Origin of the sequence: Pseudomonas sp. BF-R-19 (assembly GCF_019956445.1) — a bacterium.
GTDB lineage: Bacteria > Pseudomonadota > Gammaproteobacteria > Pseudomonadales > Pseudomonadaceae > Aquipseudomonas > Aquipseudomonas fluorescens_BH.
This window is the reverse complement of record NZ_JAHBDN010000092.1, coordinates 55,949-71,364: the sequence shown is the minus strand read 5'-3', so window position 1 is coordinate 71,364 and position 15,416 is coordinate 55,949. Positions and strand designations below refer to the sequence as shown.

Genomic DNA, 15,416 nt, shown 5'->3' with positions numbered 1-15,416 from the left:
GACCGAAAGGTTAAGTTTATAGGCTTATGCCTTCGCGGAAAACCAAAAACTGACCAAGGAATCAAAAAACCGCGACTTTTCGACGCAGCAGATCGATGAACAACCCCAACTCCCGGCTGATGTGCTCGCCCTTGCGCAACAACAACCCGAATGGCGCCATCTGCACATCCAGTTCCACCGGCAACGCCACCACCAAGCCCATTTTAAGATAGTCGCGCAATGCGGTTTCCGACAGCACCATGATCGCGTCGGTCAGCTGAATCAGTTGCTGCATGGAGTACACCGAACTGCATTCGATGATGTCTGCCGGCAACGGCAACGCCAGGCGCTGCAACGCCTGATCCAGACCGATGCGCGCCGGACTGGTTTCCGGTTGCAGGATCCACGGCCAACCGCTGACCAGCTCCGCCATCTCCAGTTTTTTGCGCCGGGCCAGCGGGTGGCCGGCGTGCACCACCACCAGCAAGCGTTCGTTACCCAATTGCTCGAAGACGTAATGCTCGCTGTCCGTGGCGGCATTGCGCCGGGCGATGGCGAGGTCGATGCGACCCTGTTCCAGCAACTGGATCACCTGGTCGCTGGTATCGCCCATGATGCGAATCCGCAGCTGCGGATTGAGCGCCTTGATCTCGGCTATCGAATCCATCACCAGATCCGGGGCCGCGCCCATGATGGTACCGATCGACAGATAGCCGTAGCCGCCCTGCTGCCGCGCCATCAGGTCCTCGGCACAACGGTCGAGGCCACTGATGGCCGACTCGGCAAAGCGAATCAGCTCCTGACCCAGCGCTGTCGGGCGCATCCCCCGCGGCAGGCGTTCGAACAGATCGCAGCCGAACATGTCTTCAATCTCATGGAGCATGCGGGTTGCCGCCGGTTGCGACATGTTCAGGCTTTGCGAAGCACGGTGCAGATTCTGGCTGGTGCTGAGCGTCACCAGCATGTGCAGATGCTTGTAGCGCAGGCGATTGAGCAGGCTGCGGGAGATGGTCGGCGTGGTCATGGCGGGCCTTTTTTATCGATACCTTGAGGGTATCAGTTGTGAGCTAGATTCGATTTGTAACGCATCGATCAGCGGCCGTACAGTCTTCCCCATAAGAACAAATGCCCTACCAAAGGAAAACTGCGATGAAGACTCTACCCGCGCCTCTGCTCGCCAAAATTTCCTGGCGGCTGCTCCCGTTTCTCCTGCTGATGTACATCATGGCCTTCCTCGACCGCGCCAACGTCGGGTTCGCCAAACAAGCCTTCCAGGCCGACACCAACATCAGCGATGCCGCCTTCGCCTTCGGCGCCGGCGTGTTCTTCGCCGGTTACGCACTGCTCGAAGTGCCCAGCAACCTGATCCTGCACCGCGTCGGCGCCCGCCTGTGGATGTGCCGGATCATGGTCACCTGGGGCCTGGTCTCCGCCGCCATGGTCTTCGCCCACACTGAAACCAGCTTCTACGTCCTGCGCTTTCTGCTGGGCGTGGCCGAAGCCGGCTTCTTCCCCGGCGTGATCCTCTACCTCACCTACTGGTTTCCCAGCGCCGTACGCGGCAAGGCCATGGGTTTCTTCTATTTCGGTGCGCCCCTGGCGTTCATCTTCGGCAGTCCGCTGTCCGGCCTGCTGCTGGAACTGGACGGCTTCGCCGGCTTCCACGGCTGGCAGTGGCTGTTCGCCGTTGAAGGTTTGATGGCGACGGCGGTGGGCATCTGGGCCTACTGGTACCTGGACAACCGTCCGGCCGATGCCAAGTGGCTGACCGTCGAGGAACGCCAGCAAGTGCAGAGCCTGCTCGATCAGGAAGACAGCCATAAGCAGAACCACGGTCGCAGCCTGCTCAACGTGATTTGCCAACCCTCGGTGCTGTACCTGTGCCTGATCTACCTGTTGATCCAGGCCAGCGTCTACGGCGTGGTGTTTTATCTGCCGAGCCAGGTTGGCGGACTGCTGGGGACCAAGGTCGGGCTGATGGTCGGCCTGGTCACGGCAATCCCGTGGATCTGCGCATTGATCGCCGCCTACCTGATTCCCGGCTACAGCGACCGCACTGGCGAACGCCGCCGCACCGCGTGCCTGACCTTGCTCATGGCCGCCGCCGGGATCGCCTGCTCGGTGACCTTCAGCAACCCGCTGCTGGGGATCATCGCCCTGTGCTTCGCCGCCTCCGGCTTCATCGCCGTGCAACCGGTGTTCTGGACCTTCCCCTCCAGCTACCTCGCCGGCAGCGCCGCCGCGGCCGGGATCGCCCTGATCAACTCGTTCGGCGCCCTCGGTGGCTTCATCGCCCCGGTGCTCAAGAACTGGGCCGAAGGCGCCTTCCATTCACCGGCAGCAGGCTTGTACGTGCTGGCCGCTACCACCGTCATCGCCGCGTTGCTGGTGCTGGGCATACGCGCGCCCGGCCATAAAGCCTCGAACAAACCGGCCACCGTTTAAACCTGACCGCCGTTTAACAAAAGGAATCACACCATGGGCATTCCAACCATCAAACACGTCCGCGCTTTCACCTTGCGTGGCGGCGGCGCGGATTATCACGACCAGGCCGACGGCCACTGGATCGACGATCACATTGCCACGCCAATGAGCAAATACCCCGAGTACCGCCAGAGCCGCCGCACCTTCGGCATCAACGTACTCGGCACCCTGGTGGTGGAAATCGAAGCCAGCGACGGCACCGTCGGTTTTGCCGTGACCACTGGCGGCGAGCCTGCCGCCTACATCGTCGAGAAGCACCTGGCGCGCTTCCTCGAAGGCGCCCGGGTCACCGACATCGAAAAAATCTGGGACCAGATGTACCAGTCGACCCTGTATTACGGGCGCAAGGGCATCGTCATCAACACGATTTCCGGCGTCGACCTGGCGCTGTGGGACTTGCTCGGCAAGATCCGCCAGGAGCCCGTACACCAGTTGCTCGGCGGTGCGGTGCGCGACGAGTTGCAGTTCTACGCCACCGGCGCCCGCCCGGACCTGGCACAGAAAATGGGCTTCATCGGCGGCAAGATGCCGCTGCACCACGGCCCGGCCGAAGGCGAGGAAGGCCTGCGCAAGAACCTCGAAGAACTGGCGACCATGCGCGAACGCGTCGGCCCGGACTTCTGGCTGATGCTCGATTGCTGGATGAGCCTGGACCTCAACTACGCCACCAAACTGGCGGTTGGCGCCCACGCATACGGCTTGAAATGGATCGAAGAAGCCCTGCCGCCGGACGACTACTGGGGCTACGCAGCCCTGCGCAACAACGTGCCCAAGGGCATGCTGGTGACCACCGGCGAACACGAAGCCACCCGCTGGGGTTTCCGCATGCTGCTGGAGATGGGCTGCTGCGACATCATCCAGCCGGATGTCGGCTGGTGCGGCGGGATCACTGAACTGGTGAAGATCTCGGCCCTGGCCGATGCCCACAACGCGCTGGTCATCCCCCACGGTTCTTCGGTGTACAGCTACCACTTCGTCGCCACCCGGCATAACAGCCCGTTCGCCGAGTTCCTGATGATGGCGCCGAAGGCCGACGAAGTGGTGCCGATGTTCCACCCGCAATTGCTCGGTGAGCCGGTGCCGGTCAATGGCCGCATGCGCCTGTCCGCGCTCGACCAGCCAGGTTTCGGCGTGACCCTCAACCCCGAATGCCAACTGCATCGGCCGTATAACCGCTGAGAAAGGAGTTCGAAATGAACATGCCGCACAACGCGTTCAAGGCCGCGCTGAACAACTCAGCGACCCAATATGGCATCTGGGCCGGGTTCGCCACCGGCTACGCCGCCGAGATCGTCGCCACCACCGGTTACGACTGGATGCTGATCGATGGCGAGCACGCACCCAACACAGTGCCCGGCGTACTTGCCCAGTTGCAGGCCGTGGCGCCTTACTCGACTGCGCCAGTGGTGCGCGCGGTGAATGGCGATGCCAACCTGATCAAGCAACTGCTGGATATCGGCGCGCAGACGCTGATGATCCCGATGGTCGAAACCGCCGAACAGGCACAGGCACTGGTGCGCGCCATGCGCTACCCGCCCCACGGCATTCGCGGGGTCGGCGGCGGACTGACCCGCGCCACCCGCTGGGACGGTGTGCCCGATTACCTGAATACAGCCCACGAACAACTGTGCCTGATCGTGCAGGTGGAATCGCGCACCGGCGTGGAAAACGTCGCAGCGATTGCCGCCGTCGAGGGCGTGGATGCGGTGTTTATCGGCCCGGCGGATTTGTCGATCGGCCTGGGCCACGCCGGCAACCCCGGCCATCCGCAAGTCCAGGAGCAGATTCAACACGCCGTGAACGCCACGCTGGCGGCCGGCAAAGCCTGCGGGATTCTCGCCCCCAACGAAGAAGACGCCCGCCGCTACCAGCGCTGGGGCTGCCAGTTCATTGCAGTGGCCATCGACATCAGCCTGCTGCGCCAAGGCGCCATGGCCACCCTCGCTCGCTACCGCGAACCCGCCACCACTCAAGCGCCGTCACGCACTTACTGATCTGCCAAGGAGTCGCACCATGTCATCCGTGCCTGTTTACGAAAACTTCATCGACGGCCAGTTCGTGGCCAGCGCTGCCCACCTCGATGTGATCAACCCGGCTACCGGCGCCCTGTTGTCGAAAGTCCCGGCCTCGACCGCCGAGGACGTCGAGCGCGCCCTCGCTGCCGCCCGTGCCGCGCAGAAGGACTGGGCGCGCAAACCGGCGAATGACCGCGCCGGTTACTTGCGCCGGATCGCCGCCAAACTGCGGGAAAACGTAGCGCACCTGGCACGCACCATCACTCTGGAACAAGGCAAGATCAGCGGGCTGGCGGAAGTCGAAGTCAACTTCACCGCCGACTACCTCGACTACATGGCCGAATGGGCCCGGCGCATCGAAGGCGAGATCATCACCAGCGATCGTCAGAACGAAAACATCTTCCTGTTCCGCAAACCGTTGGGCGTGGTGGCCGGGATCCTGCCGTGGAATTTCCCCTTCTTCCTGATCGCCCGCAAGATGGCCCCGGCCCTGCTGACCGGCAACACCATCGTCATCAAGCCCAGCGAAGAAACCCCGAACAACTGCTTCGAATTTGCCCGACTGGTGGCCGAAACCAACCTGCCGCCCGGCGTGTTCAACGTGGTCTGTGGCGACGGCCGAGTCGGCGCGGCATTGAGCGGACACAAAGGCGTGGACATGATCAGCTTCACCGGCAGCGTCGACACCGGCTCGCGGATCATGGCCGCCGCCGCGCCAAACATCACCAAGCTCAATCTGGAACTGGGCGGCAAGGCGCCGGCCATTGTGCTGGCGGATGCAGACCTCGACCTGGCGGTCAGGGCGATCCGCGATTCGCGCATCATCAACAGCGGCCAGGTGTGCAATTGCGCCGAGCGGGTGTACGTCGAGCGCAAGGTGGCGGATCAATTTATCGAGCGCATCGCGACAGCGATGAGTGCGACCCGCTATGGCGATCCGATTGCCCAGCCCGACGTGGAGATGGGCCCGCTGATCAACCGCCAGGGGCTGGACAGCGTCAATCGCAAAGTCCGCACCGCGTTGAGCCAGGGCGCAAGCCTGATCAGCGGCGGACAGATTGCCGACCTGCCGAATGGCTTCCACTTCCAGCCCACCGTTTTGGCCGGTTGCCGCGCGGACATGGAGATCATGCGCGAAGAGATTTTCGGTCCGGTGCTGCCGATCCAGATAATCGATGACCTGGACGAAGCCATCGCCCTGGCCAACGACTGCGACTATGGCCTGACTTCGTCGATCTACACCCGCGACCTGAGCAAAACCCTGCAGGCGATGCGTGAGCTGGATTTCGGCGAAACCTACGTCAATCGCGAGAACTTCGAAGCGATGCAGGGGTTCCACGCCGGCGTGCGCAAGTCCGGCATCGGTGGCGCGGATGGCAAACACGGGTTGTACGAATACACCCATACCCACGCGGTCTATCTGCAAGGCTGAGCCACGCACCCTCTGTGAAGAGCACGCGCCTATGCCATCGCTTGGGCGCCTGCCCCATCACCCTGAAATGGACATCTCATCGGCATTTCCCCGGTCGTAGCAATGGGCAGGTCGAACAGTACTCAGCGGGTTCGGTGGCCAGGTAATAAAAGCAACAGGTTCGGCGAAAGCGGATGCTCCGCTGCCCTTCGTCCACCAGCGTCGGCGGTCGGCGGAAATGGCTCAGCGGGTTGTAATCGAGGCCGAACAACGCAGGCTCGGCTTGTGTCAGCAACCAATTGAAGTCCGCTTCACAGCGCTCGCGAATTGAAGAGTCTTCTATTTTCGCCATGCGCTTTTCATACAGCGAATAAATACGCACGGCGGTGTTTTCCCAGAGAATGCGCCGGGAAACTCCGGTGACACGATTGAAGGTTTGCCACAACGGTTTCAGCAGTCCGGCGAACAGTCCTTGCACCAGCATTTCCCGCCAAGCTTCGCGCTCATTGAGGCCATAGGTCAGCGGCTCACCGTGATGCAGCGGCATCGAAGACGTCCACAACCCGTCATCGTGGCCGTATTCAATCACCGTGTTGTCGAGCGTCAGCAATAGCCCTTTGTCGTACACCGACATCGCATACAAACAGGCGCCGGTCGCCAGAAACGACAAGCGCTTGCCCAACAGCGAGGCCGTGATCGCCCGGGTCGGCGAACCGATCACCGGGCCCAGCGCATCCAGCAGTTGCTCGCACACGTCTTCCTGCAACAAGTCCCGGGCCTTCATCGAACGCAACGGGTCGCGCTCGTCGCTGTCCTTGAGCCGCAAGCCACCGGACAACAGCGCCCACTCCGACGCCGTGAAATGACAGGCCAGATTCATTGCGGCAACTCCCGGCCAAACGGAATGCACAGCGGCGTTGCGAAGAACGGATCGGGAATGATTCGGCAATTGAGGTCGAACACGGTCTTGACCAGGGCCTCGGTCAACACTTCGTCGGGCCGCCCCTGGGCAAAGGCCGTCCGGTTGTGCACCGCAACCATGTGGTCGGCGTAACGACAGGCCAGGTTGAGGTCGTGCAGCACCATGATGATGGTTTTGTTTTCGAGCCGGTTGAGGTCGCGCAGCAGGTCCAGCACTTCGATCTGATGCGCCAGGTCGAGAAAGGTAGTGGGTTCGTCGAGCAGCACGATACCGGTGTCCTGGGCCAGGGTCATGGCGATCCACGCGCGCTGGCGCTGGCCACCGGACAACGCGTCCACCGGTCGGTCCGCCAGGGCCAGCAGACTGGTTTGCGCCAGCGCGCGGTTGACCATGGCTTCGTCTTGCGCCGACCACTGTTGCATCCAGCTCTGATACGGATAACGCCCCAGCGCCACCAACTGGCGGACGGTGATGCCCTCCGGCGCGCTGGGAGTCTGAGGCAAAATGGCCAACTCCCGAGCCACGGCGGCCGTGGACTTTTGCTGGATATCCACACCGTTGAGAATCACCGAGCCCTGCTGCGGCTTGAGCAGTCGGGCGAAGGATTTGAGCAAGGTGCTTTTGCCGCAGCCGTTGCTGCCAATCAGTACCGAAATTTTGCCTTGGGGCAGTTGCATGTCCAGCGCGTCAATAATCACCTGGCGCTGATAACTCAGGGTCAGGCCGCGACTTGCAATCGACGTCATACGTTGAATTCCTCAATGACGCTGTTTGATCAACAAATAAAGAAAAAAGGGTGTGCCCAGCACGGCGACAAAAATCCCGGCCGGCAGATCCAGCGGCAAAAACAGCACACGCCCGACGAGATCGGCCAGCACCACGAGGTTAGCCCCGACCAACGCCGCCATCAGCGCCTGACCGCCGAAACCCGGGGCCACCAGACGTTTGGCAATGTGCGGCGCAATCAGCCCGACAAACGCTATCGCCCCGCCCCAGGCAATCGCCGCACCGGCCAATGCCACGCTTACCAGCAACAAACCGGCGCGCAACCACTGCACGGGAACGCCAATGCCTTGGGCTAGTTGGTCATCCAGCTGTTGCACCATCACCTGCCGGGCCAGCAGCACCAGCAGCGGGCAAATACCCAACAACCAGCCACCCAGCGCCAGCGGTTCCGGCCAACTGGCGCCGTACACGCTGCCAGTCAGCCAGACATAAGCCGACAGGGTCGTGGTCAGCGGACTGAAGACCAGAATGAAGGTGGTCGCGGCGGTCAACATCGCGCTGATGCCGACCCCGATCAACACCAGGCGCAGCGGGGAAGCCCCCTGTTTCCAGACCAGCAGATAGATCGCCAATGCCGCCAGCCCCGCGCCCAGCATCGCCGCCAGCGGCAGATACTGTTGGCCCAGTGCGACGGAGAAAAACGACAGGTACAGCACCGCCGCCGCACTGGCGCCGCTGGTGATACCCAGCAGGTCGGGCGATGCCAGCGGGTTGCGGATGATGCTTTGCAGAATCAGCCCCGACACCGCCAACGCCGCGCCCACCAGCGCCGCCAGCAGCATCCGCGGAAAGCGCAGTTGCTCGACGATGAACGTCAGGCTGGGGTCCTGGCTCGACAGCAAAATGCGCAGCACCTGCAGCGGCGACAGCATGACTTTACCCAACGACAGCGAGCCGAGCATGATCAGCGCCGTCACCATCAACGCCGCCAGCAACCGCCACAGCGTGGCGACATTGATCCGCCGGGAAAACCCGCTGCGGCGCCAAATCAGGACCTTATCCATAACGACCTCCACGCCGGGCCAACAGGATGAAGAACGGTGCGCCGAACAACGCCGTCATCACCCCCACCGGTACCTCCTGCGGCAGGATCAACACCCGCGACAAGGTATCCGCCAGCAGCAGGACAATCGCCCCAAGCAGCGCGCAACCCGGCAGCAACCAGCGATGATCGATGGACAAACCCTTGCGCACCATGTGCGGCACCAGCAAGCCGATAAACCCGATGCTGCCGGCCAATGCCACGGCACTGCCCGCCAGACAGACCACCAGCACGCTCATCAGCAGCCGGATCAAACCGGTGCGCTGACCCAGGCCGGTGGCAATCTCCTCTCCCGCGCTCAGCACGTTGACCTGCCCCGCCAGCAACATCGCGCCGAACAGCCCGAGTACGCCACACATCAGCAGTGGTGCGGCGACCGACAGGCTGCGCTCGGTCAACGAGCCCGCCAGCCAGAACAGCACCGTGTCCAGGCCATCCTGATTGACCACCAGCAACGCCTGGCTGAACGCGGAGAACAATGCGGCCATCGCCGCACCCGCCAGCACAATACGCAACGGGCTGAGACTGCCCTGCACCATGTTGCCGATCAGCCACACCAGGCTGCCGGCCACGGCCGCGCCGATGAACGCGCACCACAGCCAGGCATCCGGGGATGACAGGGAAAACAGCGAGGAACACAGGATGATAAAAAAAGTCGCGCCGGCATTGATCCCGAACAAACCGGGGGACGCCAGCGGATTGCGCGTCAGCGCCTGCATCAAGGCCCCCGCCACGGCCAGGCTCGCGCCCACGGCCATTGCCATCAAGGTTCGCGACAGGCGTGTGGTGGTCACCAGCACATGGCTGACGCTCAGCGGATCGGGATGCACAAAGGCTGCGGCAATTTGCGAAAGCGGAATCCAGGTCGCTCCGACTGCCAGGCTCAGCACACTGCTGAGCAGCAACACGACCCCGGCACAGCACAGCTTCAACCCATTGCTCATCAGGCCACATCCGCCGTGACCAACCGCGCAACATCATCGAGCATCAGGTTTGCCCCGAGCATTCCGCCCGACAGGCTCCAGGCCACGCCGTCGACCCGCCACACCTGCCCCTGCTGCGGCGCACGCATTTGCTGCCACAGCGGATGCTGCACCAGGCTTTCATAATTTCGCTGCACCGCCGGTTTCTCCGCGCGCAAGAAGACAAAGAAAATATCGGCATTCACCACCGCCAGACTTTCCTTGCTGGTGAGTTTGATCGATACCCCGCTTGCCGCCCGACTGGCCTCACTCCAGCCCAACCCCAGTTCAGTGACTACCGAACCTGGAAAACTGGCCGGCAAATAACTACGGATATGGTCTTCGCGGACATCCAGAATCGACACCGTAGGCGGCCAGCGCCCGGCAAACTTCTGCTGCAGTTGCCGGCGCAGTTGCGCCGTACGCAGTTGCCAGCGGGCCAACACCTCGTCGGCCCGCTGCTGGCGGTGCAAGGCCAGGCCCATCAACGCCAGGGTTTTCTTGAATTCGAACACCTCCTCCAGCATCACCACCGGGGCGATCTGCTTGAGCAAGGGTGCGATGCGCTCATGGCGAAAACGCGAGGCAATGATCACGTCCGGCTTCAGCAGCGCGATGTCTTCAAGGCTCGGCTGGGTTTCCAGCCCGACATGGGGCACCGGCTCCAGCGACGAGCGCAGATAGCGATAGGTGGGCTTTTCACTCCAGGAATCGACGATGCCGCAGGGTGTAATGCCCAACGCCACGGCGCTGTCGGTGGCGCCCTGAAACAGGGTGATCACCCGCAGCGGCGCGGCGTCGGCCAGAGCCCACGCCGATGGGGTAAACCTCAGTGCAAGCACGCCCAGGGACAGGCGCAGCAGCGTGCGCCTGGAGGGCGTGTTGACCTGTTCGTTCTTGAGCGGGTTAGTGAGGCTGGGCATGCTCTGGTCCTCTGCAATCGATGCATGACACAACTCGGCAGCGCCCTTCCCTGTGGCGCAACGCACGGTTGAATCGATTCAGAAGTCGACGGTCGCCGAAAGCAGGTAGGTGCGTGGCGTCGCGAGCGTCAATCCAGGCTCGCTGTCATCCGAGGCCCCGGCGGAACTCCAGTAGCGCTTGTCGGCCACGTTCTCGACATTGGCACGCAGGGTGATGTTCTTTTCTTCGACCTTGAACGCGTAGCGCGCGCCCACGTCGACACGCGTCCAGGCATCGATTTCCTTGTTGTTGGACTGGTCCAGATACTGCGAGCTGGAATAGATGCTGCGGCTGGTCAGGGTCAGGCCTTGTACATTCGGCACGTCCCACTCGGCCCCCAGGTTGACGTTGTATTCCGGCGTGGCGGGAGCACGGTTGCCGTCAAAGGTGCCGTTGGTGGTATCGGTCAGCTCGCTATCGATGTACATGACGCCGCCGAGCAGGCGGAAGCCTTTGAGCGGCTCACCGAACACACTGACTTCCACGCCCTTGTTTTCGCGTTTGCCGTTCGGGCCGAACACTCGCGTCGTGGCATTGGTTTCATAAGCCGGCTGCTTGATCCGGAACACCGCGGTGGTAATGGCGAACGCACCCGCATCATATTTGGCACCGACCTCGACCTGCCGACTGATGAACGGCGGGAAGATCTCGTCCTCGTTCACCGAGGTCGACGGCGCGATCTTGCCCTGGCTCAGGCCTTCCATGTAGTTGGCATACAACGAGAGCTTATCGGTGGCCTTGAACAGGATGCCGCCCGAGGGCGAAACCTTTTCTTCATCGTAGCCCGTATCGCCTTTGACATCATCCGTCCAGTCGTCAACCTGCACTCGCTGCCAGCGGGCGCCGAGGGTCAACAGTACCCGATCATCGAAGAACCCCAATGTGTCGGACAACGCCACGCTGCTGGAACGGTTCTCGGTATACACCTCAGAATCGAGTCGCGTGGGAGTGATGGGCGTCGGTGTTTGCACCGGGTTGTAGATGTTGCTCGGGGCGGCGGCATAACGGGCGCCGCCGTTTTCGAAGTCCATGTAGAAATAGCTGGCAGCCAGGTTGATCTCATGGCTCACCGGACCGGTATGGAACCAGTTGCGCACCCCGGCATTGGCCGTGCGGACATTTTCGTCACGGGTGAAGTCACGTGGCAGAACGCTGAAATTACCCGCGTCGTTGGTGACCGCTACGGCGTGCCGGAGGAAGTCATGATTACTTTTACGCGCGCCCGCACCGGCGTACACCATGACGGAATCGCTGACATCGTACTCGCCGGTCACCGTACCGAAGGTGTCCTTGGTACGCGCCTTGCTCCACGGCTGCGCATAGTTGTGGCGAACATCGCTGGCATGCGGAACCTGAGCGTTAGCGCCCACCTGCACACGCTCCTGCGGGGCGTCGGTGTCACGCTCGTTATGTCCGACGTCCGTCGAGAGCCGCAGGCGTTCACCGCGAAAATCCAGGCCCAGCACAGCCATCTCGCGGTCAACGCTCTGGTGATCCCATTCGGTGCCGCCGGACTGCTTCACGCCGTTGAAACGCACACCGAACATGTCCCCCTCACCAAAGCGCCGACCGATGTCCACGGCCCCGCCGACCTGGCTGTCGGAAGCGTAGTTGCCGGTAAACGAAGTAATGGGCACGTCGGTGGCGCGCTTGGGCACCACGTTGATCCCGCCACCCACGCTGCCCCGCGGCGAGATGCCATTGATCAGCTGGCTCGGGCCCTTGAGGATGTCGACGCGGTCGGCCATTTCCATGTCGATGGTGTACGTCGGCAGAATGCCGTAGAGACCATTGTAGGAGACATCACTGTTGAACAGGCTCATTCCGCGAATGGTGAACTGCTCATACCGCCCACCCGCCGGGTTGGTGGCGCGAACCGAGGGATCGCTGGCCACGAGGTCGCCCAAGGTACGCGCCTGCAGGTTTTTCACCAACTCACTGGTGTAGGTGGTCTCGCTGAACGGCGTCTCCATGAAATCTTTCGAGCCCAGCAAGCCTTGCGATCCACGGCGTGCCACCTGCCCGCCGACATACGGATCACCGTGCGCCGTGTCCGCCGTCGCATAAATAGAGGTAGCGCCCAATTGCAGGCTGCTGCCTGTTGGCACCGGGGTCAGCATGTACGCCTGTTCGCCCACCGGCTGCAGTTGCAGACCGGAACCCTGCAGCAGCCGGGCGAAGCCCTCCTCCACCGCGAAGTCGCCGGACAGACCGGGGCTGGTGCGCCCGCTCACCAGTGCCGGGTCCACTGACAGATTGACCCCGGCCAACCCGGCGAAACGGGTCAGCGCAGCATCGAGGCTACCGGCTGGCACCTGATAGCTGCGGCGCGGCGCGTCTTCGGCCCAACCGGCAGTGATGAACAACGGACAGGCACTCAGGCTCAACAACAGACTCAAGTGCAACAACGGGCGCAACCTGGATGGAGCCGGACGCATACTGCTAGACATCACTGCGGGCATTGTGAATCTCTCTGATTTCGTTTCGCTTACCTTGAATGACCAGCGAGGCGAAAAAAGGGGACACGCTTTAAACACTATTTTTGCGCGGTACCAGCGTTACCCAGTAACGCGTACGCGAATGCACCTCCAGCGGCAGGCTGGCCGCCAGCAGCGCCAGAATGCGACCGGTGTCTTCAAGACGAAAACTGCCGGTGATGCGCAACGATTCCAGCTCGGGCTCCCAACGCAATACGCCCGGACGATAGGTGCTGAGTTCCCGCAGAAAATCCCCCAAGGGCTGGTTCTGCGCCATCAGCACTCCTTCACGCCAGCCCGGGGCCAGCACGTCGAATGGCTCCACGGCACCGGCACCCGCCGTTTGAAGGCTGACCTGCTGGCCGCCGCGCAACAAAAAGACCGGTCCGTGCAGAGGCTGCAACTGCACCGTGCCTTTGAGCACCGAGACCTTGCAGCCCGCCTGCCCCTGACGAACACACACTTCGCCCTGACTGACGACCACTTGCCCGAAGCGCGTGAGAATCGTCAGCGGCGAGCCCCCGGGCACATTCAGCGCCATTTCGCCATCCACGAGGGTCAGGCGTCGGTTCTTCAGGTCGATATCGACGGCACTGGCAGTGTTCAGTTGCACAGCGCTGCCATCGGCCAATTGGACTTTTTTGCTTTCCCCGGTGGCGGTCCGCAGGTCGGCACTCCAGGCATCCAGAGGCAACTGTCGACTGATCAGCCAGGCGGTCGGCAGCAACGCCACCGCGCCGACGGCGCGTTTGAGCACGGTACGTCGACTGACTTGTGGCCGGTCCAGGCTGGCCATGGCCAGGGCCGATGGCAGGTCGGCAAAGCGTTGGCGCAAGAGTTGTGCTTTCTGCCAGGCCTGCTCGTGACTGCAATGACTATCGCGCCAGTTCTGCAGCTGCGCCCGGTCCTGCTCATTGGCGCAGCCGGATTCCATGAGGGCCAGCCACTGCGCGGCGGCCCGCACGACTTGCCGAGCCTGGGCCGAAGGTGCCGAACCGTTCACAGGTCCACCAGCAGGCAATGTTCGTAGGCTTGAGCCATGTAGCGCTTGATCGTGCGTTCCGATACTTGCAGGCGCTCGGCAATCTCTTGATAGCCCAGGCCTTCCAGTTGACTCAAGAGAAACGCGCGTCGTACCGCGCCCGGCAATCCATCGAGCAGTTCGTCCAGGGCTTGCAGGGTTTCCAGCAGGATCCAGCGTTGCTCGGGGGACGGCACGCAGTCCTCGGGCAGCAACGCCAATGCATCGAGATAGGCTTGCTCCAGGCTGCGGCGCTGGTAGAAGTTGGCCAGCAGCCGCTTGCCGACTGTCGCCAGGTAGGCGCGAGGCTCTTGCAGGTCGGCGATGCGCTGAGAGCTGGCGAGCAAACGAACGAAGGTATCCTGGCTCAGGTCCGCCGCGTCGCTGCCATTGCTCATGCGTCGTCTCAACCATCCTTCGAGCCAGCCCCGGTGATCGCGGTACAGGTCGTGGAAGGTTTGCTCCGGCGGCAACGCTGCATCACTCATCTAAAGAAACCCTGCACGAAGAAATATTTTAAATGCGACTCATTCTAATTAGTGTTGAGAGATCAAACCAAGCCCTTTGTGCGAATTGCACCCGGTAAATGCTTGAATAATTTGATCACGAGCAGATATTTCGGCCGCGCGGTGCCGGTTTATCAAGGCTGCGAATTATTGAGGGGGAATTTCAGGAGGCATCGCAATTCACTGGCCATCCGCGCATGGTCGGCAGATGCGAAACCGTGAGGGTCGTGAGGAGGGAGAAAAAGCCAAATTGCAGACACAAAAAACCCCGGTCTTTCGACCAGGGTCTTTGCTATCGACTCGAAGTAACCAGTGGTTTCTTCGTAGCTCCAAGGCGTTCAGTGGGCCTCGGGGCAGATATGGCGCAGCGGACGGGACTCGAACCCGCGACCCCCGGCGTGACAGGCCGGTATTCTAACCGACTGAACTACCGCTGCGTATCGCTTTGAGCTGACGCTCAATTAACTCGTCTGATTAAAAGCTCTGAGACTTTTCAATCTCTCTTTTAATCTCGAATCAGGGCGGACCTGACTCGGAAAATATGGCGCAGCGGACGGGACTCGAACCCGCGACCCCCGGCGTGACAGGCCGGTATTCTAACCGACTGAACTACCGCTGCGCGTCGGTGGAGGCATTTCAGCCTACCTCTTGCTTTCGCAAGTATCTCGGAAGTGGTGGGTGATGACGGGATCGAACCGCCGACATTCTGCTTGTAAGGCAGACGCTCTCCCAGCTGAGCTAATCACCCGTTTGCATCTCCGAGGCCGCGAAATTTACGCAGGTAGCGAACCTAAGTCAATAGCAGGATTGAAGTTTTTCTGAAAAAGACAAAATTATGTATGTGCAGC

The 15,416-nt window shown here is 61.9% G+C and carries 13 protein-coding genes and 3 tRNA genes; 4 read left to right on the top strand and 12 right to left on the bottom strand.

Annotation, left to right across the window (positions count from 1 at the left end; genetic code table 11):
- Positions 1 to 61 precede the first annotated feature (61 nt).
- On the bottom strand, positions 62 to 1,003 hold the full coding sequence (locus KGB28_RS25975) for a LysR family transcriptional regulator (protein WP_223448423.1): 942 nt from the start codon (positions 1,001 to 1,003) through the stop codon (positions 62 to 64).
- Positions 1,004 to 1,128: 125 nt separating this feature from the next.
- Between KGB28_RS25975 and KGB28_RS25970 the strand changes: the two genes are divergently transcribed.
- The 4 genes from KGB28_RS25970 to aldA are packed head-to-tail and all read left to right on the top strand — an operon-like array spanning position 1,129 to position 5,910.
- Positions 1,129 to 2,424, top strand: a complete 1,296-nt coding sequence (locus tag KGB28_RS25970) for an MFS transporter (RefSeq protein WP_223448422.1) — start codon at positions 1,129 to 1,131, stop codon at positions 2,422 to 2,424.
- Between the two features lie 33 nt (positions 2,425 to 2,457).
- Positions 2,458 to 3,642, top strand: coding sequence for an L-rhamnonate dehydratase (rhmD, locus tag KGB28_RS25965; protein WP_150756462.1), 1,185 nt, complete (start codon positions 2,458 to 2,460; stop codon positions 3,640 to 3,642).
- A gap of 14 nt (positions 3,643 to 3,656) precedes the next feature.
- On the top strand, positions 3,657 to 4,457 hold the full coding sequence (locus KGB28_RS25960) for an aldolase/citrate lyase family protein (RefSeq protein ID WP_223448421.1): 801 nt from the start codon (positions 3,657 to 3,659) through the stop codon (positions 4,455 to 4,457).
- 19 nt (positions 4,458 to 4,476) lie between these two features.
- Positions 4,477 to 5,910 carry an aldehyde dehydrogenase gene (gene aldA / locus KGB28_RS25955; protein ID WP_223448420.1) on the top strand — a complete coding sequence of 478 codons (1,434 nt, stop codon included), beginning with the start codon at positions 4,477 to 4,479 and terminating at the stop codon, positions 5,908 to 5,910.
- A gap of 76 nt (positions 5,911 to 5,986) precedes the next feature.
- Here aldA and KGB28_RS25950 read toward each other — a convergent pair whose 3' ends face one another.
- From KGB28_RS25950 to KGB28_RS25900, 11 genes are all read right to left on the bottom strand, one after another.
- Complete coding sequence (locus KGB28_RS25950) at positions 5,987 to 6,769, bottom strand: IucA/IucC family C-terminal-domain containing protein (protein ID WP_223448419.1); 783 nt, start codon at positions 6,767 to 6,769, stop codon at positions 5,987 to 5,989.
- Positions 6,766 to 7,557 carry an ABC transporter ATP-binding protein gene (locus tag KGB28_RS25945; RefSeq protein WP_223448418.1) on the bottom strand — a complete coding sequence of 264 codons (792 nt, stop codon included), beginning with the start codon at positions 7,555 to 7,557 and terminating at the stop codon, positions 6,766 to 6,768. Before KGB28_RS25945 ends, KGB28_RS25950 begins: the two co-directional genes overlap by 4 nt.
- A gap of 12 nt (positions 7,558 to 7,569) precedes the next feature.
- Positions 7,570 to 8,601 carry a FecCD family ABC transporter permease gene (locus tag KGB28_RS25940; RefSeq protein WP_223448417.1) on the bottom strand — a complete coding sequence of 344 codons (1,032 nt, stop codon included), beginning with the start codon at positions 8,599 to 8,601 and terminating at the stop codon, positions 7,570 to 7,572.
- Entirely contained in the window at positions 8,594 to 9,583 is a 990-nt protein-coding gene (locus tag KGB28_RS25935; protein WP_223448416.1) for a FecCD family ABC transporter permease, read from the bottom strand. The genes KGB28_RS25940 and KGB28_RS25935 overlap by 8 nt, the downstream gene beginning before the upstream one ends.
- Positions 9,583 to 10,524, bottom strand: coding sequence for an ABC transporter substrate-binding protein (locus tag KGB28_RS25930; RefSeq protein WP_223448415.1), 942 nt, complete (start codon positions 10,522 to 10,524; stop codon positions 9,583 to 9,585). The genes KGB28_RS25935 and KGB28_RS25930 overlap by 1 nt, the downstream gene beginning before the upstream one ends.
- 78 nt (positions 10,525 to 10,602) lie before the next feature.
- On the bottom strand, positions 10,603 to 13,026 hold the full coding sequence (locus KGB28_RS25925; RefSeq protein ID WP_223448414.1) for a TonB-dependent receptor: 2,424 nt from the start codon (positions 13,024 to 13,026) through the stop codon (positions 10,603 to 10,605).
- Between the two features lie 67 nt (positions 13,027 to 13,093).
- Positions 13,094 to 14,044: a FecR domain-containing protein gene (locus KGB28_RS25920; protein WP_223448413.1), complete on the bottom strand. Its 951-nt coding sequence runs from the start codon at positions 14,042 to 14,044 to the stop codon at positions 13,094 to 13,096.
- Positions 14,041 to 14,550: a sigma-70 family RNA polymerase sigma factor gene (locus tag KGB28_RS25915; protein WP_223448412.1), complete on the bottom strand. Its 510-nt coding sequence runs from the start codon at positions 14,548 to 14,550 to the stop codon at positions 14,041 to 14,043. The genes KGB28_RS25920 and KGB28_RS25915 overlap by 4 nt, the downstream gene beginning before the upstream one ends.
- Before the next feature lie 378 nt (positions 14,551 to 14,928).
- Positions 14,929 to 15,005: transfer RNA gene (locus KGB28_RS25910), tRNA-Asp, on the bottom strand.
- A gap of 105 nt (positions 15,006 to 15,110) precedes the next feature.
- Positions 15,111 to 15,187, bottom strand: a tRNA-Asp gene (locus tag KGB28_RS25905).
- Between the two features lie 53 nt (positions 15,188 to 15,240).
- Positions 15,241 to 15,316 (bottom strand) — tRNA-Val (locus KGB28_RS25900).
- Positions 15,317 to 15,416: the final 100 nt, after the last annotated feature.

Excerpts from the sequence above, each read along its gene's own strand:
- KGB28_RS25950 (WP_223448419.1), bottom strand. The coding sequence starts at position 6,769 with ATGAATCTGGCCTGTCATTTCACGGCGTCGGAGTGGGCGCTGTTGTCC.
- KGB28_RS25915 (WP_223448412.1), bottom strand. The coding sequence starts at position 14,550 with ATGAGTGATGCAGCGTTGCCGCCGGAGCAAACCTTCCACGACCTGTAC.
- KGB28_RS25925 (WP_223448414.1), bottom strand. The coding sequence starts at position 13,026 with ATGCCCGCAGTGATGTCTAGCAGTATGCGTCCGGCTCCATCCAGGTTG.
- rhmD (WP_150756462.1), top strand. The coding sequence starts at position 2,458 with ATGGGCATTCCAACCATCAAACACGTCCGCGCTTTCACCTTGCGTGGC.
- KGB28_RS25940 (WP_223448417.1), bottom strand. The coding sequence starts at position 8,601 with ATGGATAAGGTCCTGATTTGGCGCCGCAGCGGGTTTTCCCGGCGGATC.
- KGB28_RS25935 (WP_223448416.1), bottom strand. The coding sequence starts at position 9,583 with ATGAGCAATGGGTTGAAGCTGTGCTGTGCCGGGGTCGTGTTGCTGCTC.
- KGB28_RS25930 (WP_223448415.1), bottom strand. The coding sequence starts at position 10,524 with ATGCCCAGCCTCACTAACCCGCTCAAGAACGAACAGGTCAACACGCCC.
- KGB28_RS25970 (WP_223448422.1), top strand. The coding sequence starts at position 1,129 with ATGAAGACTCTACCCGCGCCTCTGCTCGCCAAAATTTCCTGGCGGCTG.
- KGB28_RS25960 (WP_223448421.1), top strand. The coding sequence starts at position 3,657 with ATGAACATGCCGCACAACGCGTTCAAGGCCGCGCTGAACAACTCAGCG.
- KGB28_RS25975 (WP_223448423.1), bottom strand. The coding sequence starts at position 1,003 with ATGACCACGCCGACCATCTCCCGCAGCCTGCTCAATCGCCTGCGCTAC.
- KGB28_RS25945 (WP_223448418.1), bottom strand. The coding sequence starts at position 7,557 with ATGACGTCGATTGCAAGTCGCGGCCTGACCCTGAGTTATCAGCGCCAG.
- aldA (WP_223448420.1), top strand. The coding sequence starts at position 4,477 with ATGTCATCCGTGCCTGTTTACGAAAACTTCATCGACGGCCAGTTCGTG.